Here is a 17,691-nt window from a genome sequence, read left to right on the forward strand (position 1 = left end):
CAACCATGAGGAACTGCAGGCCGGCCTCGCGGTGGGGGCGCAGGCCGGAGATTGCGGTGGACAGTGTCTCCCGCATCTGACAACGTTGTCCAGGCTCTATGCTCGACGCCACATCCTCATACACCATCATGACCGCCGCATCCCCGTGGACGACAGGACAGGACACCGCATCGTGCCCGAGACCCACAGCCGAGCAGACCGCTTCCCAGGGACCCGCTACGGCAACCGTCCGACCATGAAGGACGTGGCCGCGCGGGCCGGGGTCGGACTGAAAACGGTCTCGCGGGTGGTCAACGGGGAGCCGGGCGTCACGCCGGAGACGGAACGCCGTGTCCAGGAGGCCATCGACGCACTGGGCTTCAGGCGCAACGACAGCGCGCGGGTGCTGCGCAAGGGTCGCACCGCCAGCATCGGGCTGGTCCTCGAGGACCTCGCGGACCCGTTCTACGGCCCGCTCAGCCGCGCCGTCGAGGAGGTGGCCCGGGCCCACGGGGCGCTGCTGATCAACGGTTCCAGCGCGGAGGACCCGGAGCGCGAGCAGGAGCTGGTGCTGGCGCTGTGCGCGCGGCGGGTGGACGGGCTGGTGGTGATTCCGGCAGGTGACGACCACCGCTACCTGGAGCCGGAGTTGAAGGCCGGCGTCGCGACGGTGTTCGTCGACCGTCCGGCCGGGAAGGTCGACGCCGATGTCGTCCTGTCGGACAACTACGGCGGCGCCCGTGACGGCGTGGCCCACCTCATCGCCCACGGCCACCGGCGGATCGGGTTCATCGGCGACATGCCCCGCATCCACACCGCCGCCGAACGGCTGCGCGGCTACCGGGCCGCCATGGAGGACGCGGGCATAGCCGTGGAGGACTCCTGGATGTCCCTGGGCGTCACCGACCCCGGGCGGGTGCGGCGGGCGGCCGAGGAGATGCTGACCGGCCACTCCCCCGTCACCGCGATCTTCGCGGGCAACAACCGGGTGACGGTCACCGTGATCCGCGTCCTCGCCGAACAGACCCGTCGTATCGCCTTCGTGGGCTTCGACGACATCGAGCTCGCCGACCTGCTCCAGCCCGGCGTCACGGTCGTCGCCCAGGACGCGGCGACCCTGGGCCGTACGGCCGCCGAGCGTCTCTTCCACCAGCTGGACGGCACTCTGCTCACCCCGGAGCGGATCGAACTGCCGACCCGGCTGATCACGCGCGGCTCGGGCGAGCTGCCGCCGGCGGACTGAGCGGCCCATGGAGAACCGCACCCTCGAGGCGCTCGGCCTGGCCGAGGTGCCGCGCGATCACCCCCTCCGCTACCCGGGAGCCTGGCCGCGGGAGTCCGCACTCCTGGACCGGAACCACCTCCTCCCCCTCGACCACCTCGTGCACGCAGACCGCACGCCCGTCCTCGCCGTCGGCTCCAACGCCAGCCCCGCCCAACTCCGCCACAAGATGGCCGAGTTCGGGATCACCTCGCCCATCCCGATGGTCAGGGCCCGGGTCACCGGCATCGACATCGGCGTCTCCGCACACGTCAGCCGCTTCGGATACGTGTCCGCGTCGCCCTTCGACGCGCCGGGCACCGTGCGGGAGTTGTTCGTCATCTGGCTCGACGCCCAGCAGCTCGCGGTGGTCGACGCGAGCGAGGGCGTACCGCTGCCGAACGGCAACTACGGCCGGGCCTGGCTGTCCGCACCCGCGGTGCGCGTCGAGCCGGCGCCCGGGACGGTCCTCCCGGGCGTGTGCGCGTACGTCAACCGCCACGGCGTGCTGCATGACGGCACCGGCGCCCCGCGCACGCACCCGGGCCAGCGGCCGCTGCTCACCGAACTCCTCGTGGGATCGGCCCGGTTGAGGGAACTGTTCGGGGTCACACCCGAGGCGTTCTGCGCGCGGGCCCGTGCCGACCGGCGACTGTGCGAGCGGGGTACGCGGCTGTTCAAGGACGAGAAGCGGGTGACGGCTTCCGGCCTGGAGCGGTACGTACGGGTTCAGCAGACCGGCAGCCCCGGCACCGGCTCGTCGTTGTCGCCGCCCTCGACGTAGACGTCGCTGACGTAGACGTCCGTGTTGCCGCTGTCGTCGTCCGTCTTCGCCCACCAGACGTTGGTCCACTCGCCGTACGTCTCGCGGCGGCCCAGGTTCTGCTGGCAGTAGAAGTAGCTGGTGCCCGCGTTGAGGACGCCGACCTCGGTGCCGGAGGCGGTGTACGACTTGGCGGTGCGCCAGACCTCGCAGTTGTACTTGCCGCCGCCTATGGGCCGGCAGGAGGAGGCCGGGGCGGTCGTCGTACCGCCTGCGCCCGGCGTGCCGCCGTCACCGGAAGCGCCGCCGGAGGTCTTGGTCGGGGAGGGCGTGGGAGCCGGGCTGGTGGGCGTGGTGTCGGTCTTGCCGCTCGGGGAGTTGGTCGCCGTGGGGGGCTTCTCGTCGCCCTGTTCGCTCGGCTTGGGGGCGTCCGGGCTGCCGGCGGCGGCCTGGCCCGTGGCCGAGGCGGAGGTGGCCGAGGCGGTGGGCCGTGTCCCGGCTTCGGCGTCTTTCTGGTCGTTCAGCAGGGCCACGGAGACCCCGGCCGTGGCGAGGACGACGGCGACGGCCGCGGCGGCGAGGAGGGCACGGCCCTTGCGGCGGGGCGGGTTGGGGGTGGCCAGGAGGCCGGTGGGAGGAGAGGTTTCGGGTGCGGGCGCGGCCGCCGGTCCGGGCGGCGCCGCTTGCTCCGCGGGCCCGAAACCTGACGTACCTGGTGCGGCGGCCTCCACGGGCCCGAATCCCGGCATTACCGTCGGAGCACTCCGCTCCCTCTCCTCCTCCGGCGCCGGCTTGCCGGCACCCGCCACGCCCGCCACACCCCGCAACGTCGTCGTCGGCGTGTCCGAACCGCCCGAGTCCGCCACCGCCTGGAGCAGTTTCCGCGCCTCGTCCGCCTCCGGGCGGGACTCGGGCCGCTTGTCCAGCAGCCGTTGGAGGACGGGCCCCAGGTGACCGGCGCTGTGGGATTCGGGCAGGGGCTCGGAGACGATGGCGGTGAGGGTGGAGAAGGTGGACGTACGGCGGAAGGGCGCGGTGCCTTCGACCGCCGCGAACAGCGTGGCGCCGAGGGCCCAGATGTCGGAGGCGGGGCCGGGTGCGGCGCCCTGGGCGCGTTCGGGTGCCAAGTAGTCCAGGGAGCCGACGAGTTCGCCGCTGCGGGTGAGGTGGGTGGCCGAGCCGTCGCCCGGGTCCTCCATGGTGGCTATGCCGAAGTCGGTGAGGACGACGCGGCCGGAGCGCTCCAGCAGGATGTTGCCGGGCTTCACGTCTCGGTGCAGGACGCCGGCGCGGTGGGCGGCGGCCAGCGCGTCCATGACCTTGGCGCCGATCCTGGCCGCCTCGCGCGGGTCGAGGGTGCCGCCCTCGCGCAGGACGTCGTCCAGGGACGGTCCGTCCACCAGCTCCATCACGATCAGCGGACGGCCGTCGAGCTCGGTGACGTCGTGCACGGCCACGACGCCGGTGTGACGCACCCGGGCGGCCGCACGGGCCTCGCGCTGCATCCGCAGCCGCAGTCCGGAGAGTTCGGGGCCGTCGGCGTCCGTGTAGGTGCGCAGTTCCTTGACGGCGACCTCGCGCCCGAGCACCTCGTCGACGGCCCGCCACACCACGCCCATGCCGCCGCGCCCGAGTTGTGCCACGACCCGGTAGCGCCCGGCCAGCACCCGCCCGACCCCGTCCGTCTGTCCGTACTCCCCCGAAGACACCGCCGCCCCGTTCCTGTGACCCGTCCGTGCGTGGCGTACAGCCTACGGGGCCGGGGGGACAGCGCGGTGCGGCGGTGGCCGCTGTGACAGGTCCGCTACTTCCCCGAGGCCGTGAGGTCGCCTCGCCGCGGTGTCGCGAAGGCCTCCAGGTCCGCCCGGGTCAGGCCGGACAGGCGGGCGACCTCGGCGATGTCGAGGGCGCCGCAATCCAGGCCGCGCAGAAGGTAGCCGCTGAGGGCCTTGGCGGTGGCGGGTTCGTCCATGACGTCGCCGCCGGTGCGGTTGGCATAGCGGGCCAGGCGGGCGGCGGCCTGTGCGAAGCCCTCGCGGTAGAAGGCGAAGACGGCCGCGTAGCGGGTCGGGATGTGGCGGGGGTGCATGTCCCAGCCCTGGTAGTAGGCGCGAGCCAGGGCGCGCCGGGTGAGGCCGTAGTGCAGGCGCCAGGCGTCGTGGACCTTGGCGGTCGGGCCGACGGGGAGCACGTTCGTCGAGCCGTCCGAGACGCGTACGCCCGTCCCCGCGGCCGCTACCTGCATGATCGCCTTGGCGTGGTCGGCGGCCGGGTGGTCGCTGGCCTGGTAGGCGGCGGACACGCCCAGGCAGGCGCTGTAGTCGAAGGTGCCGTAGTGCAGCCCGGTGGCGCGGCCCTCGGCGGCCTGGATCATGCGGGCGACGGTCGCGGTGCCGTCGGTGGCGAGGATGGACTGGCTGGTCTCGATCTGGATCTCGAACCCGATCCGGCCGGGCTCGAGGCCGCGTGCCTTCTCGAAGGCCTCGAGGAGGCGGACCATGGCACCGACCTGCTCGGGATACGTCACCTTCGGCAGCGTCAGGATCAGCCCGTCGGGCAGTGGGCCGGCCTCCATCAGGCCGGTGAGGAAGATGTCGAGCGTGCGGATGCCCCGGTCGCGGACCGCCGCCTCCATGCACTTCATGCGGATGCCCATGTACGGCGCCGCCGTGCCGTTCTTGAACGCCTCGGCGATCAGGCGGGCGGCGCGGGCGGCCGTCTCGTCCTCCTCGGCGTCCGGGCGGGGGCCGTAGCCGTCCTCGAAGTCGACGCGCAGGTCCTCGATCGGCTCGTGTTCCAGCTTGGCGCGGACGCGGGAGTAGACCGGTTCGGCCAGTTCGTCGGACAGGCCGAGGACCGCGGCGAAGGAGGCGGCGTCCGGGGCGTGTTCGTCGAGAGCGGCGAGGGCCTGGTCGCCCCAGGAACGGATCGTGTCGGCGGCGAAGGCGTCGCCGGGGACGTAGACGGTGTGGACGGGCTGGCGGGTGCCGGGGTCGCCGGGGTAGCGGCGCTCCAGTTCGGCGTCGACCGGGGCGAGGGAGGCGCTGATCTCCTCGCTGACGGCGCCCGCGAGGCTCGTCGCCACCTGCTCCTGCTGGCCCTGACCCATCCCGAACCCTCCTATTTTCCGCTATACGGAATCAACAATCCGTAGAGCGAAGTTATCGGGCAACCTTCCTGCTGGTCAACACCGTCTTTCATTCGGTCCACCTCCGGCATCTCGGCATGTTCACGTCTGTCTGCCACCGTTCAACAGACAACTTCCCAAAGTCCACCGCGTCTTCACAGCACTCCCGTCCGACTCCCCCGTCCGACTCGCCCGGAAGCCGCCACAGAAGGAGCCCCTGTGCCGAACCACAGCCGAGTCACGCGCCGCACGGGCCTGAAGGCCGCGTTAGCCGCCACGATCTGCGTGCCCCTGTCCAGTACAGCACTCTCGCCCGGACCGGCCTCGGCGGGTGAGCCGGCCTCGGCGGGCGAGCCGCGAGACGGCCGCCTCCAGGTCATGTCGTTCAACCTCCGCTTCGCGAGCACCGTCGAGCCCCACAGCTGGACCGCCCGCAGACCGGTGATGCGCGAGCTGCTGCGCCGCGAGAGGCCGCACCTCATCGGCACGCAGGAAGGCGTCTACCAGCAGCTGCGCGACATCGAGAGCGACCTCGGACCGCACTTCGACTGGATCGGCACCGGCCGCGCGGGCGGCAGCCGCGACGAGTTCATGGCGGTCTTCTACGACGCCCGCCGGCTCGCCCCTCAGGAGTACGACCACTTCTGGCTCTCCGACACCCCGAACGTGATCGGCTCGAACACCTGGGGCGGCGCCCACATCCGGATGGTGACCTGGGTCCGCTTCCGTGATCTGCTCGACGGGAACCGGGAGTTCTACGTCCTGAACACGCACCTCGACAACGCCAGTCAGTACGCACGCGCGCGTGCCGCGTCCCTCACCGCCCTGCGGATCGCCGGGCTGGACCGGACACTCCCGGTCCTGACGACGGGCGACTTCAACGTCGCCGCCCACAAGAACGCGGTCTACGACACGATGCTGGGCGCGGGCCTGGTCGACACCTGGGACAGCGCGGAGGAGCGGAGCAGGCTGTACGGGACCTTCCACGGCTACCAGCCGCTGACGCCGGACGGCGACCGCATCGACTGGATCCTCGTCTCGCCGGGCGTCACGACCCACCGCGCCTCGATCAACACCTTCGCACTGGACGGCCAGTTCCCGAGCGACCACCTGCCGGTGCAGGCGTCGTTGACCCTGGGATGAGCCGAGGCCCCCGTGACCGCTGCGGAAGCGGTCACGGGGGCCTCGTACGCCCGGAGCGAGATCAGCCCTTGCGGGTGTTGATCTCCTCGGTGAGCTGGGGGACGACGTCGAAGAGGTCGCCGACGATGCCGTAGTCGACCAGGTCGAAGATCGGGGCCTCGGCGTCCTTGTTGACCGCCACGATCGTCTTCGAGGTCTGCATGCCGGCCCGGTGCTGGATCGCGCCGGAGATGCCGGAGGCGATGTACAGCTGCGGGGAGACGCTCTTGCCGGTCTGGCCGACCTGGTTGGTGTGCGGGTACCAGCCCGCGTCCACCGCGGCACGGGAGGCGCCGACGGCCGCGCCCAGGGAGTCGGCCAGGGCCTCGATGATCGCGAAGTTCTCGGCGCCGTTGACGCCGCGGCCGCCGGAGACCACGATCGCGGCCTCGGTCAGCTCCGGGCGGCCGCTGGACTCGCGCGGGGTACGGGCGGTGACCTTGGTGCCGGTCGCCTGCGCGGAGAAGGTGACGGCCAGGGCCTCGACCGTACCGTCGGCCGGGGCGGCCTCCACGGCGGCGCTGTTCGGCTTGACGGTGATGACCGGGGTGCCCTTGGCGATGCGGGACTTGGTGGTGAAGGACGCGGCGAACACCGACTGGGTGGCCACCGGGCCCGCCTCGCCGGCCTCCAGGTCGATCGCGTCGGTGATGATGCCGGAGTTGATGCGCAGCGCGAGGCGGGCGGCGATCTCCTTGCCCTCGGCGGAGGACGGCACCAGCACGGCGGTGGGGGAGACCGCCTCGTAGGCGGCCTGCAGGGCGTCCACCTTCGGGACGACCAGGTAGTCGGCGTACTCGGCGGCCTCGTGCGTGAGCACGCGGGTCGCGCCGTGCTCGCCGAGAACGGCGGCGGTCTCGGCGGCACCCGCGCCCAGCGCGACGGCGACCGGCTCGCCGATGCGGCGGGCCAGGGTCAGCAGCTCCAGGGTGGGCTTGCGGACGGCGCCGTCCACGTGGTCGACGTAGACGAGAACTTCAGCCATGGGAATGCTCTCCTGCGGATTGCGAAGTCTGAGGGGCGGTGAGGGGGTTGGGGCTAGATGAACTTCTGGCCCGCGAGGAACTCGGCGAGCTGCTTGCCGCCCTCGCCCTCGTCCTTGACGATCGTGCCGGCGGTGCGCGCCGGGCGCTCGGCCGCGGAGTCGACGACCGTGTAGGCGCCGTCGAGTCCGACCTCCTCGGCCTCAAGGCCCAGGTCGGACAGGTCCCAGGCCGCAACCGGCTTCTTCTTCGCCGCCATGATGCCCTTGAACGACGGGTAGCGCGCCTCACCCGACTGGTCGGTCACCGACACCACGGCCGGCAGCGAGGCCTCCAGCTGCTCGGTGGCCGAGTCGCCGTCCCGGCGGCCCTTGACGACCCCGTCCTGGACGGACACCTCGGACAGCAGCGTCACCTGCGGCACCCCCAGCCGCTCCGCCAGCAGCGCCGGCACCACACCCATGGTGCCGTCGGTGGAGGCCATACCGGAGATCACCAGGTCGTAACCAGCCTTCTCGACCGCCTTGGCCAGCACCAGCGAGGTACCGATCGCATCCGTACCGTGCAGGTCCTCGTCCTCGACGTGGATCGCCTTGTCCGCACCCATCGACAGCGCCTTGCGCAGCGCGTCCTTGGCGTCCTCGGGACCCACCGTCAGGACGGTGACCTCGACATCGTCATCGGAGTTCTCGGAGATCTGCAGCGCCTGCTCGACCGCGTACTCGTCCAGCTCGGAGAGCAGACCGTCCACGTCGTCCCGGTCGACGGTCAGGTCATCGGCGAAGTGCCGGTCGCCAGTGGCGTCGGGCACGTACTTCACAGTGACAACGATCCTCAAGCTCACGCCGGCTCTCCTACTGCATCGTCAGTTTTCGACTGCCTACTTGCAGGCAGCATAGGCGCCCCAAGCGGCCGATCCCGGTCGGAGCGACCCGCGCTCCGACCGAAATATTACTCGTCAGTACACCCAGTTCGTTCCCGCTAAGCAAGCGCTTTGAACTGTGACCTTTGCAACGCAGCGTAATCGGAACTCGACCGCTTCGCAGAAGAGGGGTCGCGCCGATCAGTCGCGCAGCCCGTGGAACCGCCCCTGGTGGTAGAGCAGCGGGCGGCCGGGACCCGTGGAGTCGCCGAGGACGACCTCGGCCAGCACGAGGCGGTGGTCGCCGGCGGGTACCCGGGCGGCGATCCGGCACAGCAGCCAGGCCTGGACGTCGTCGAGGACGGGAACGCCCTCGGGGCCCTCGCGCCAGGCGGTCGCCGCGCCGAAGCGGTCGGCGCCGCTGCGGGCGAAGGTGGCGGCCAGGTCCTGTTGGTGCTCGCCGAGTATGTGCACTCCGACGTGGTCGGTCTCGGCCACCGCGGGCCAACTGGAGGCGCCCGTGCCGATGCCGAAGGACAGCAGCGGGGGTTCGGCGGAGACCGAGGTGAGGGAGGTGGCCGTGAATCCGACGGGGCCGGCGTCACCGCGGGCGGTGATCACGGCGACTCCCGCCGCGTGCCGCCGGAAAACCGAGCGGAGCAGGTCGGGCGAGGCGAGCCGGGCGGCGTCGAGGTCGGGCGTGGCCGTCATGGAGCTGTCCTTCTGCGAGGAGTGGCGGGGGCGTCCTTGGCTGCTCAACAGCCCGGACAGCGCGCGCTCGCGTTGCGGGCCAGGTCGACGTGGACCCGCCCGAAGAGAAGGAGTTCCGACGGCATACGGTCAGGCTGACGATAGGTGGTGCGCACAGTCAAGTACGTCCCGGCATATGGGAGATGGCTCACCCCTGGTCTCCTGCCCTCAGACCGCCTCTCCCAACGCGGCGATCACGTCGGCCTTGCGCGGCTGTCCGACCGCCCGTCGTACGACCCGGCCGTCGGCGTCCAGGACCAGCACGGTCGGGGTCTTGAGGATGTCGAGTTCCCGGACCAGCTCCAGCCGCTCCTCGGCGTCGATCTCGACGTGGGTCACGCCGGGGACCATGCCGGCCACCTCGCCGAGGACTCGTCGGGTCGCCCGGCAGGGGGCACAGAAGGCGCTGGAGAACTGGACGAGCGTGGCGCGCTCGCCGAGCGGGCCACCGAGTTCGGCCACGCCGAGCCGTTTTCCGTCGTCGCGCCCGCGCACCCGTACTCTCCCGCTCCGCCGCCGATGCAGCACTCCGAAGGCGCTCGCCGCCGCGAGCACCGCCACACACACCACAAGTCCGGTCATCTTCTGCACCAGCATTCACGAGACTGCAAAGATTCCCGCCTCCCCTGAATCCGTCCGCTGCGGGATCCTTGATCCTTATGGACATCGATGCAAGGGGGCCGCGCTTCGGGGCGGCCGTGACGACCGTCGTGCTGGCGGTCGTGCTGATCACGGGGAGCGCCTGGCTGCTGGCCTGGCAGACCCTGGCGTTCGCGCTGGGCGCGGCGGGCGGCGTGGGGCGTTCACCGTACGGCTGGCTGTTCCGACGGGCCGTGCGGCCGCGGCTCGGGCCGCCCACCGAGTTCGAGGCGCCCGAGCCGCCGAGGTTCGCCCAGGCGGTGGGACTGGTCTTCGCGGGCCTGGGCCTCGTCGGCTTCGCACTGGGCCCCGACTGGCTGGGACTCGCCGCCACGGGGGCCGCGCTCGCCGCCGCCTTCCTGAATGCCGCGTTCGGGTACTGCCTGGGGTGCGAGATGTACCTGCTTGTACGTCGGGTAACGGTACGCACGGAGTAAAGGCGGCTTAAAAGCCCGAGGTGGATCACTGGGTGGACGTGACGAGAATCTCGCCCTTGACGGGCACGAAGACTGGCTCCCGGTCCGTTCTTGGGGCACGATCTGCGAGATGCCGTAAACCTACGGCTGCGTAGCTTTCCCGCCGGGAGTTTCCTTTTCCCAGGCAGAGAATGGAAGGGTCCACTCCGTCCATGGCAGAGCTTGTCTACCGCCCCGTCGTCGGTCTCGCCCAGGCGTTGTTCAAGGTGTGGGACCTCAAGATCGACTGCAAGGGTTCGGAGAACATCCCGCGCTCGGGCGGCGCCGTGCTGGTGAGCAACCACATCAGCTACCTGGACTTCATCTTCGACGGACTCGCGGCGCTCCCGCAGAAACGCCTTGTTCGCTTCATGGCGAAGGAGTCGGTTTTCCGCCACAAGGTCTCCGGCCCGCTGATGCGCGGGATGAAGCACATCCCGGTGGACCGCAACCAGGGCGAGACGGCCTACGCCCACGCGCTGGACTCGCTCAGGTCCGGCGAGATCGTGGGCGTCTTCCCGGAGGCGACGATCTCGCCGTCGTTCACGCTGAAGAGCTTCAAGTCGGGCGCCGCGCGCATGGCCCAGGAGGCGGGCGTACCGCTCATCCCGGTGGCGCTGTGGGGCACGCAGCGGCTGTGGACCAAGGGGCACCCGCGCAACTTCAAGCGCAGCCACACCCCGATCACCATCCGCGTCGGCGAGACGATCGAGGCCTCCCGGGACAAGTACGCGGGCGCGATCACCCGGCAGGTGCGCGAGCGGGTGAACGAGCTGCTGGAGGCGGCCCAGCGCGCCTACCCGGTCCGTCCCAAGGACGCGGACGACACCTGGTGGATGCCGGCCCATCTCGGCGGCACCGCGCCGACCCCGGAGCAGGTCCGCGAGGCCGAGGCGCGCTGATCCGCCACGCTCCGCCGGGGCGGATCAGGACACCGGGGACCCGACGGCGATCCGGGCTCCCGGACTGAACTTCTCCAGCAGCTCGGCGAGTTCGGCCGCCGCCGCCTCGACGTCGGAGGCCGGCATCGGGGCCAGGCTCTCCAGCAGGAAGATCCCGGAGACGGTGTCCTCGGTGAGCCGGGTGCGCGGCCCCTGGCGCCAGTTCCAGCGGCGGCAGGTCACGCCCGCGTCGTCGCGCCACACCACCTCGCCCGCGTCGGGGTGTTCGACGATCTCCGCGCCGCCGACGACGGTCACGAAGTCCTCATCTCCGGTGGCCCGCACGAGACGCATGCCTCCCTGGACACGGTCGACGTCCTCGCCGCCGACGGGGATCAGGTGGGCGACGCTGATCGCGTTGTAGAGGTCGACCAACAGGTTGATCCGCGGCAGCCCGCCCTCCGACAGGGCCCTCTTGGCCAGCGCCTCCGCCGAGTTGCGGGTCCGTGAGGGCTTCGACCCGAACGCCGTGTAGGCCTCGCGCCAGGCGGCCATGTGCGGGTCCTCGTGCGGGGCGCGCCCGTCCAGGCGTACGGCGAGCCGGCGGGCCGCGTCGTCGAGGAGGGCGGAACTGGCGTCGGTGCTGGGTCCGTTGACGAGGCCGTGCGCCTGGATCGCGAGGTGGGTGAAGCCGGGCGCGAGAGCGCGCACCTCGTCGGACACGGTCAGGGTGAGGGTCATCGCCTGCCTCAGAGTGCGGTGGGAAGGGTCTTCCAGAGGTACGCCCGGTCGGGGGCGGCCTGGAGTACGCCGAGGACGACCGGGTGAGGTTCAGCGTACAGGACCGGGTAGTCCAGCTCATTGGACTCCGGGTCGGGTGTGAAGGCCAGCTGCTCGCCGTCGAGGGAGAACTGGGCGTTCACCCCGGGCTTGTTGCCGCGGGGGTCCTGCCGATGCCAGGCACCGTTGAAGCGCACGGCGACCAGGCCGTGCACCTCCCCGAGCTTCTGGTAGCACAGGGCCGTCGGGATGTCCTCGGCCCGCAGCAGCGCGGCCAGCGCGTGCGCCTTCGCGTAGCAGATGCCGGTGCCCTGTTCCAGGACGTCGGATGCACGCCAGGTGACACGCGGGTCACCGCTGTCGGCGGAGTGCGGGATGGTGTCGCGCACGAACTCGAAGGCGAGCCGCGCATAGGCATACGAGTCATCTGCCTGCCTGGCGAGACACGCGGCCATGTCACGCACGATCGGGTGGTCATGGTCGATGACCTCGTCGGCAGCCAAATACGCGGACAGGTCGGGGGTGTTCTGGATCAGCTCCATGTCCGCAGAGCATAGGAAAGCGATCACCTGCGAGTCAATGACTTTTCAGGTTACCGAATATCTATGCATCCTCGCGCGTCCCGTCGGCTAGCGCGCCATTTCCTCCTTCAGCGCCGCCACGAACGCGTCCACGTCGTCCTCCGTGGTGTCGAACGCGCACATCCAGCGCACGACACCCGAGGTCTCGTCCCAGAAGTAGAACCGGAACCGCTCCTGCAGACGCACGCCCACCTCATGAGGGAGTCGCGCGAAGACCCCGTTGGCCTGCACCGGGTAGAGGATCTCCACGCCGTGCACGGCCCGTACGCCCTCGGCGAGCCGCTGGGCCATCTCGTTGGCGTGGCGGGCGTTGCGCAGCCACAGGTCCTTGGCGAGCAGGGCCTCCAACTGCACCGACACGAAGCGCATCTTGGAGGCGAGCTGCATGGACAGCTTGCGCAGGTGCTTCATGTGACTGACGGCGTCCTGGTCGATGACGACGACCGCCTCGCCGAACAGAGCGCCGTTCTTCGTGCCGCCCAGGGAGAGGATGTCGACGCCCACCGCGTTGGTGAACGTCCGCATCGGGACGTCCAGCGAGGCCGCCGCGTTGGCGATGCGGGAGCCGTCCAGGTGGACCTTCATGCCGCGCGCGTGGGCGTGGTCGCAGATCGCGCGGATCTCGTCGGGCGTGTAGAGGGTGCCCAGTTCCGTGCTCTGGGTGATCGAGACGACCTGCGGCATCGCACGGTGCTCGTCCTCCCAGCCGTACGCCTGCCGGTCGATCAGCTCGGGCGTGAGCTTGCCGTCGGGCGTCGGCACGGTGAGCAGCTTGAGGCCGCCCATGCGCTCGGGGGCGCCGCCCTCGTCGACGTGGATGTGCGCGCTCTCGGCGCAGATCACCGCGCCCCAGCGGTCGGTGACCGCCTGGAGCGCGACGACGTTGGCGCCGGTGCCGTTGAAGACCGGGAACGCCTGGGCCGTCGAGCCGAAGTGGCTGCGGACGATCCGCTGGAGGTTCTCGGTGTAGTCGTCCTCGCCGTACGCGACCTGGTGCCCGCCGTTGGCCAGGGCCAGGGCGGCGAGCACCTCCGGGTGGGCCCCGGCGTAGTTGTCGCTGGCGAAGCCGCGGACGTCCGGGTCGTGGTGGCGCCGGGCGTCGGTCCTCGGTGGGTTCACGGCTTCTCGCATCACGGCTTCTCGTATCACGGCTTCTCGGTCAGCCACAGACGCTTTCCGTTCACTTCTGCGGCGGGCTTCTCCCAGACCTCGACGATCTCCTCGGCCAGGTCCTTGACGTCGGTGAAGCCCGCGAACCTCGCGTTGGGGCGCTCGGCGCGCATCGCGTCGTGCACCAACGCCTTCACCACCAGGATGGCAGCGGCGGACCTCGGCCCGTCGCCGCCCCCGGCCTTGCGGAAGGCGTCGGCCAGCGCGAGCGTCCAGGCCTCGGCGGCGGCCTTGGCGGCGGCGTAGGCGGCGTTGCCCGCGGTGGGCTTCGAGGCGCCGGCCGCGCTGATGAGCAGGTACCGCCCGCGCTCGCTGCGCTGAAGACCCTCGAAGAAGGCCAGCGAGGTGTGCTGCACGGTGCGGATGAGCAGCAGCTCCAGGAAGTCCCAGTCGTCCAGGCTCGTCTTGACGAACGTCTCGCTGCCGCGCCAGCCGCCGACGAGGTGGACCAGGCCGTCGATCCGGCCGAACTCCTTCTCGGTACGGACGGCCCAGTCCCGGGTCGAGCCCAGGTCGAGCAGGTCGACGGTCTCGCCGGTGACGGTGGCGCCGCCGGCGCTGTAGCGCGCCGCGTCCACCGCCTCCGCCAGCCGCTCCGGGTCGTTGTCCGCGCCGACGACGGTCGCTCCCGCCTCGGCGAGCCTGAGCAGCGTCGCCCGCCCCGCGGGTCCGCCCGCGCCGGCCACGGCGATCACCGCACCGCTGAGAGCCCCATTCCCCATGATCTTCGCCTCCTGAGCAGTGTGCGCTGGTTCGCCGTGCACGCGATCGCTCACGCGGCGACCCGTTCGGCACTCTCCGCCGTGATGCCCTTGGTGGAGGCGATCACGTTCTTCAGTTTCTTGGAGAGGGCCTCATAGAACATGCTCAGGGGAAACTCGTCCGGAAGCACGCCATCCACGAGTTTTCGCGGCGGCTGGCTCAGGTCGAGGGCGTCGGGGCCCTTGGCCCAGCGGGAGCCGGGGTGCGGGGCGAGGTAGGTGGAGACCAGCTCGTAGCCGGCGAACCAGTGGACGAGCTTGGGGCGGTCGATGCCCTCGCGGTAGAGCTGCTCGATGTCGGCGCACAGCTGGTTGGTGACCTGGGGCGCGCGCTGCCAGTCGATGAACAGCTTGTTGTCGGTCCAGCGGACGACGTCGTGCTTGTGGAGGTAGGCGAACAGGAGCTGGCCGCCGAGGCCGTCGTAGTTGCGCACGCGCTCGCCGGTGACCGGGAAGCGGAACATGCGGTCGAACAGCACGGCGTACTGCACGTCACGGGCCTGCGGGACGCCGTCGGCCGCCAGCTTCACGGCCTCCCTGAAGGCGGTGAGGTCGCAGCGCAGCTCCTCGAGGCCGTACATCCAGAACGGCTGCCGCTGCTTGATCATGAACGGGTCGAAGGGCAGGTCGCCGTGGCTGTGGGTGCGGTCGTGGACCATGTCCCACAGCACGAAGGCCTCCTCGCAGCGCTTCTGGTCGTGGACCATGTCGGCGACGTCCTCGGGCAGCTCCAGGCCCAGGATGTCCACCGCGGAAGCGGTCACCCGGCGGAAGCGGGCGGCCTCGCGGTCGCAGAAGATCCCGCCCCAGCTGAACCGCTCGGGGGCCTCGCGCACGGCGATGGTCTCCGGGAACAGGACCGCCGAGTTGGTGTCGTAGCCGGCCGTGAAGTCCTCGAACGTGATGCCGCAGAACAGCGGGTTGTCGTAGCGGGTGCGCTCCAGCTCGGCCAGCCAGTCCGGCCAGACCATGCGCAGGACGACCGCTTCGAGGTTGCGGTCCGGGTTGCCGTTCTGCGTGTACATCGGGAAGACGACCAGGTGCTGGAGGCCGTCCGCGCGGCTCGCGGCGGGCTGGAAGGCCAGCAGCGAATCGAGGAAGTCGGGCACCAGGAAGCCGCCGTCCGCCCAGCGGCGCAGATCCTTCACCAGGGCCTGGTGGTAGGCGGTGTCGTGCGGGAGCAGCGGGGAGAGCTCCTCGACGGCGCTCACGACACGCCGCACGGTGCGTTCGGCGTCCGCCCGGTCAGGAGCGCCCTCGGCGTCGAAGTCGATCGATCCGTCCTTGGACTGCCATGGCCGGATCTGCTCCACGGCATCCTTGAGCACGGGCCACGCCGGATGCTCCACCACCCTGGCCGCGGGAGGAACCTGGTCCCCCGAACCCACCTGCACAAGAATTTCCGTCATGTCCCATCCTCCACGGGAGAACCTCGCGTCAGGACACCGTATGCACAGGGGGTTTCTCCCAGCAAGTCCGCACTCGGGAAATTATCCCGCGCCACCCCGATGGTCACAGGATATTTTCCTTCCTGACACGCGCGCGGCAACCGCTTCCGCTTCGTACACCCGCTCCCGTCGCCGGACCGGGTCCATCGCGGGGCGAGGCCGTTAGGCTGCGATCTGCCCGCGCGCCCGTCCGCCCCGGCCCGCGCGAGCTGCCGAGCCGCCCCCGACGGAAGCGAGTCGAACCTTGAACTTCCTCACCATCGGTCACCGCGGAGTCATGGGTGTCGAACCCGAGAACACCCTCCGTTCCTTCGTCGCCGCCGAGCAGGCGGGCCTCGACGTCATCGAACTCGATCTGCACCTGAGCAAGGACGGCGCCCTCGTCGTGATGCACGACACCGACGTGGACCGTACGACCGACGGCACCGGCCCGATCGCCGAGCAGACCCTCGACGAGCTGCGCGCCCTGGACGCGGGCTGCGGCGAGCGGGTCCCGGTGTTCGAGGAGGTGCTGGACGGCGTGCGCGCGCCCTTGCAGGCCGAGATCAAGGACGTGGCGGCGGCGCGCGCGCTGGCGGAGGTCATGCACCGCCGGGACCTGGTCGCACGCGTGGAGGTGTCCTCGTTCCACGACGAGGCGATCGCCGAGATCGCCCGGCTGGTGCCCGGCGTACGGACCGCGCTCATCGGCAGCCGGTTCGGCCCCGACATCGTGGACCGCGCGGTCGCGGCCGGTGCCGCGACCGTCTGCCTGAACATCCGCCGGCTCACGCTGGAGGTGGTGGAACACGCGCGCAAGGCCGACCTGAAGATCATCGGCTGGGTGGTGAACACGCAGGACCACCTGCGGCTCGTACGGGCCCTGGAGCTGGACGGCGCGACCACCGACTACCCGGAGATCAAACGCACCGGCCGCTTCACGGCGTGACGGTGAAAGGCGTGACGATGACCGGTCCGACGATGACCGGCGTATCGCCTATGACAGCTCCTTGACCAGCAGCTCGAACTGCAGGTCGTCGCGCTGCGGAATCCCGAAGCGCTCGTCGCCGTACGGGAAGGGGGTCATCTTTCCCGTACGGCGGTAGCCGCGGCGCTCGTACCAGGCGATGAGGTCGTCGCGTACGGAGATCACGGTCATGTGCATCTGAGTGACACCCCAGGTCTCGCGGGCGATCCGCTCCGCCTCCGCGATGATCACCTTGCCGAGGCCCGCGCCCTGGAGCACCGGGCTGACCGCGAACATCCCGAAGTAGGCGTGGGCGCCCCGATGTTCGAGCTGGCAGCAGGCGACGACCCGCCCGTCGCGTTCGACCGTGAGCAGCCGGCTGTCGGGCGACTTGATGACCTCCAGCACGCCCTCCGGATCCGTCCGCTGCCCTTCGAGGATGTCCGCCTCGGTGGTCCACCCACTGCGGCTGTCGTCCCCGCGGTATGCCGACTCGATCAGCGCGACCAGCGCGTCCACGTCGGCGTCGGTGGCATCGCGGAAGGTCAGGGCGGTTTCCATGGTCGACTCTCCGGTTCTCGGGCGGCTCGGGCACCGACGAGAGTAGCCCGCCGCCACTAGGCTCCGGATGCATGGTGCACGTACTGAGCGGCAGGATCCTGCTGCGCCCCACCGATCCGGAACGGTCCCGTGCCTTCTACGGCGAGCAGCTGGGGCTCGCTGTCTATCGAGAGTTCGGTACGGGGCCGCAGCGCGGGACCGTCTACTTCCTCGGGGGCGGTTTCCTGGAGGTGTCCGGGCAGTCCGACGCGGCTCCGTCGCCGGCCGTGCGGTTGTGGATGCAGGTCGAGGACGTGTCCGCCGCGTACGACGAGCTGCGGGCCAAGGGGGTCGAGATCGTGCGGCCGCCGGTGAAGGAGCCGTGGGGGCTGATCGAGATGTGGATCAGGGACCCGGACGGCACGCGGATCGCGCTGGTGGAGGTTCCGGCGGACCATCCGATGCGGTACCGGCCCGGGAGCTGAGCCACCGCGGAAGGCACTCCCGGCCCGAGGGACCGCTCCGCGCCGCCGGATGGCCGGGCCGGCGGACCGGCGCTAGCGTGCGAAAGGAGACGCCCGCG

General features: G+C 70.7%; 19 protein-coding genes. 7 read left to right on the forward strand and 12 right to left on the reverse strand.

All coding sequences use genetic code 11. The features are described 5' to 3' along the window. Nucleotides 1–172 precede the first annotated feature (172 nt). Both QFZ76_RS07335 and QFZ76_RS07340 read left to right on the forward strand, forming a co-directional pair. Nucleotides 173–1,222, forward strand: a complete 1,050-nt coding sequence (locus QFZ76_RS07335) for a LacI family DNA-binding transcriptional regulator (protein WP_307672946.1) — start codon at nucleotides 173–175, stop codon at nucleotides 1,220–1,222. 7 nt (nucleotides 1,223–1,229) lie between these two features. Then, a complete protein-coding gene (locus QFZ76_RS07340; RefSeq protein ID WP_307672947.1) occupies nucleotides 1,230–2,024 on the forward strand; it encodes a hypothetical protein in 795 nt (264 codons plus the stop codon). Here QFZ76_RS07340 and QFZ76_RS07345 read toward each other — a convergent pair. Both QFZ76_RS07345 and QFZ76_RS07350 read right to left on the reverse strand, forming a co-directional pair. Further along, entirely contained in the window at nucleotides 1,970–3,712 is a 1,743-nt protein-coding gene (locus QFZ76_RS07345) for a serine/threonine-protein kinase (protein ID WP_307672948.1), read from the reverse strand. The two genes, QFZ76_RS07340 and QFZ76_RS07345, sit on opposite strands and share 55 nt — an antisense overlap. 95 nt (nucleotides 3,713–3,807) lie before the next feature. Continuing rightward, on the reverse strand, nucleotides 3,808–5,112 hold the full coding sequence (locus tag QFZ76_RS07350) for an aldolase (protein ID WP_307672949.1): 1,305 nt from the start codon (nucleotides 5,110–5,112) through the stop codon (nucleotides 3,808–3,810). Nucleotides 5,113–5,349: 237 nt separating this feature from the next. Between QFZ76_RS07350 and QFZ76_RS07355 the strand changes: the two genes are divergently transcribed. Next, nucleotides 5,350–6,273 (forward strand): endonuclease/exonuclease/phosphatase family protein, encoded by a 924-nt coding sequence (locus tag QFZ76_RS07355; RefSeq protein ID WP_307672950.1) that lies wholly within the window; start codon nucleotides 5,350–5,352, stop codon nucleotides 6,271–6,273. 61 nt (nucleotides 6,274–6,334) lie between these two features. On the opposite strand, the gene QFZ76_RS07360 is transcribed toward QFZ76_RS07355, so the two are convergent. The 4 genes from QFZ76_RS07360 to QFZ76_RS07375 form a co-directional block, all read right to left on the reverse strand. Beyond that, nucleotides 6,335–7,297, reverse strand: coding sequence for an electron transfer flavoprotein subunit alpha/FixB family protein (locus QFZ76_RS07360; protein ID WP_307672951.1), 963 nt, complete (start codon nucleotides 7,295–7,297; stop codon nucleotides 6,335–6,337). Nucleotides 7,298–7,350: 53 nt separating this feature from the next. Next, nucleotides 7,351–8,139, reverse strand: coding sequence for an electron transfer flavoprotein subunit beta/FixA family protein (locus QFZ76_RS07365; protein WP_307672952.1), 789 nt, complete (start codon nucleotides 8,137–8,139; stop codon nucleotides 7,351–7,353). A 219-nt stretch (nucleotides 8,140–8,358) separates the two neighbouring features. Continuing rightward, nucleotides 8,359–8,868: a flavin reductase family protein gene (locus QFZ76_RS07370; protein WP_307672953.1), complete on the reverse strand. Its 510-nt coding sequence runs from the start codon at nucleotides 8,866–8,868 to the stop codon at nucleotides 8,359–8,361. Nucleotides 8,869–9,075: 207 nt separating this feature from the next. Continuing rightward, a complete protein-coding gene (locus QFZ76_RS07375) occupies nucleotides 9,076–9,489 on the reverse strand; it encodes a thioredoxin family protein (RefSeq protein ID WP_307679953.1) in 414 nt (137 codons plus the stop codon). Between the two features lie 77 nt (nucleotides 9,490–9,566). Between QFZ76_RS07375 and QFZ76_RS07380 the strand changes: the two genes are divergently transcribed. After that, entirely contained in the window at nucleotides 9,567–9,983 is a 417-nt protein-coding gene (locus tag QFZ76_RS07380) for a DUF4395 domain-containing protein (protein ID WP_307672954.1), read from the forward strand. Nucleotides 9,984–10,174: 191 nt separating this feature from the next. Continuing rightward, nucleotides 10,175–10,903, forward strand: a complete 729-nt coding sequence (locus QFZ76_RS07385; RefSeq protein WP_307672955.1) for a 1-acyl-sn-glycerol-3-phosphate acyltransferase — start codon at nucleotides 10,175–10,177, stop codon at nucleotides 10,901–10,903. Between the two features lie 24 nt (nucleotides 10,904–10,927). Here the strand turns inward: QFZ76_RS07385 and QFZ76_RS07390 are convergent, their stop codons facing one another. From QFZ76_RS07390 to QFZ76_RS07410, 5 genes are all read right to left on the reverse strand, one after another. Continuing rightward, nucleotides 10,928–11,623: a B3/4 domain-containing protein gene (locus tag QFZ76_RS07390; RefSeq protein ID WP_307672956.1), complete on the reverse strand. Its 696-nt coding sequence runs from the start codon at nucleotides 11,621–11,623 to the stop codon at nucleotides 10,928–10,930. Between the two features lie 8 nt (nucleotides 11,624–11,631). Continuing rightward, the gene (locus QFZ76_RS07395; RefSeq protein ID WP_307672957.1) at nucleotides 11,632–12,204 is read right to left on the reverse strand and encodes a transglutaminase domain-containing protein; all 573 of its coding nucleotides are present in this window, start codon (nucleotides 12,202–12,204) and stop codon (nucleotides 11,632–11,634) included. Between the two features lie 87 nt (nucleotides 12,205–12,291). Next, the gene (locus tag QFZ76_RS07400; protein WP_307672958.1) at nucleotides 12,292–13,362 is read right to left on the reverse strand and encodes a low specificity L-threonine aldolase; all 1,071 of its coding nucleotides are present in this window, start codon (nucleotides 13,360–13,362) and stop codon (nucleotides 12,292–12,294) included. A gap of 26 nt (nucleotides 13,363–13,388) precedes the next feature. Further along, complete coding sequence (locus QFZ76_RS07405; protein ID WP_307672959.1) at nucleotides 13,389–14,135, reverse strand: SDR family oxidoreductase; 747 nt, start codon at nucleotides 14,133–14,135, stop codon at nucleotides 13,389–13,391. Between the two features lie 50 nt (nucleotides 14,136–14,185). Beyond that, entirely contained in the window at nucleotides 14,186–15,583 is a 1,398-nt protein-coding gene (locus QFZ76_RS07410; RefSeq protein WP_307672960.1) for a DUF6421 family protein, read from the reverse strand. Between the two features lie 283 nt (nucleotides 15,584–15,866). Between QFZ76_RS07410 and QFZ76_RS07415 the strand changes: the two genes are divergently transcribed. Beyond that, entirely contained in the window at nucleotides 15,867–16,550 is a 684-nt protein-coding gene (locus tag QFZ76_RS07415) for a glycerophosphodiester phosphodiesterase family protein (RefSeq protein ID WP_307672961.1), read from the forward strand. A gap of 48 nt (nucleotides 16,551–16,598) precedes the next feature. On the opposite strand, the gene QFZ76_RS07420 is transcribed toward QFZ76_RS07415, so the two are convergent. Continuing rightward, entirely contained in the window at nucleotides 16,599–17,129 is a 531-nt protein-coding gene (locus tag QFZ76_RS07420) for a GNAT family N-acetyltransferase (protein ID WP_307672962.1), read from the reverse strand. Nucleotides 17,130–17,200: 71 nt separating this feature from the next. Here QFZ76_RS07420 and QFZ76_RS07425 point away from each other — a divergent pair, with 71 nt between their 5' ends. Next, complete coding sequence (locus tag QFZ76_RS07425) at nucleotides 17,201–17,593, forward strand: VOC family protein (RefSeq protein ID WP_307672963.1); 393 nt, start codon at nucleotides 17,201–17,203, stop codon at nucleotides 17,591–17,593. Nucleotides 17,594–17,691: the final 98 nt, after the last annotated feature.

Origin of the sequence: Streptomyces sp. V4I2 (genome assembly GCF_030817655.1) — a bacterium.
In the GTDB taxonomy this organism is placed as follows: Bacteria; Actinomycetota; Actinomycetes; order Streptomycetales; family Streptomycetaceae; genus Streptomyces; species Streptomyces plumbiresistens.

What these genes read in the sequence shown, in the direction of transcription:
- QFZ76_RS07340 (WP_307672947.1), top strand. Translation starts at nt 1,230, where the DNA reads ATGGAGAACCGCACCCTCGAGGCGCTCGGCCTGGCCGAGGTGCCGCGC.
- QFZ76_RS07350 (WP_307672949.1), bottom strand. Translation starts at nt 5,112, where the DNA reads ATGGGTCAGGGCCAGCAGGAGCAGGTGGCGACGAGCCTCGCGGGCGCC.
- QFZ76_RS07360 (WP_307672951.1), bottom strand. Translation starts at nt 7,297, where the DNA reads ATGGCTGAAGTTCTCGTCTACGTCGACCACGTGGACGGCGCCGTCCGC.
- QFZ76_RS07370 (WP_307672953.1), bottom strand. Translation starts at nt 8,868, where the DNA reads ATGACGGCCACGCCCGACCTCGACGCCGCCCGGCTCGCCTCGCCCGAC.
- QFZ76_RS07375 (WP_307679953.1), bottom strand. Translation starts at nt 9,489, where the DNA reads ATGACCGGACTTGTGGTGTGTGTGGCGGTGCTCGCGGCGGCGAGCGCC.
- QFZ76_RS07380 (WP_307672954.1), top strand. Translation starts at nt 9,567, where the DNA reads ATGGACATCGATGCAAGGGGGCCGCGCTTCGGGGCGGCCGTGACGACC.
- QFZ76_RS07385 (WP_307672955.1), top strand. Translation starts at nt 10,175, where the DNA reads ATGGCAGAGCTTGTCTACCGCCCCGTCGTCGGTCTCGCCCAGGCGTTG.
- QFZ76_RS07390 (WP_307672956.1), bottom strand. Translation starts at nt 11,623, where the DNA reads ATGACCCTCACCCTGACCGTGTCCGACGAGGTGCGCGCTCTCGCGCCC.
- QFZ76_RS07395 (WP_307672957.1), bottom strand. Translation starts at nt 12,204, where the DNA reads ATGGAGCTGATCCAGAACACCCCCGACCTGTCCGCGTATTTGGCTGCC.
- QFZ76_RS07405 (WP_307672959.1), bottom strand. Translation starts at nt 14,135, where the DNA reads ATGGGGAATGGGGCTCTCAGCGGTGCGGTGATCGCCGTGGCCGGCGCG.
- QFZ76_RS07410 (WP_307672960.1), bottom strand. Translation starts at nt 15,583, where the DNA reads ATGACGGAAATTCTTGTGCAGGTGGGTTCGGGGGACCAGGTTCCTCCC.
- QFZ76_RS07420 (WP_307672962.1), bottom strand. Translation starts at nt 17,129, where the DNA reads ATGGAAACCGCCCTGACCTTCCGCGATGCCACCGACGCCGACGTGGAC.
- QFZ76_RS07425 (WP_307672963.1), top strand. Translation starts at nt 17,201, where the DNA reads ATGGTGCACGTACTGAGCGGCAGGATCCTGCTGCGCCCCACCGATCCG.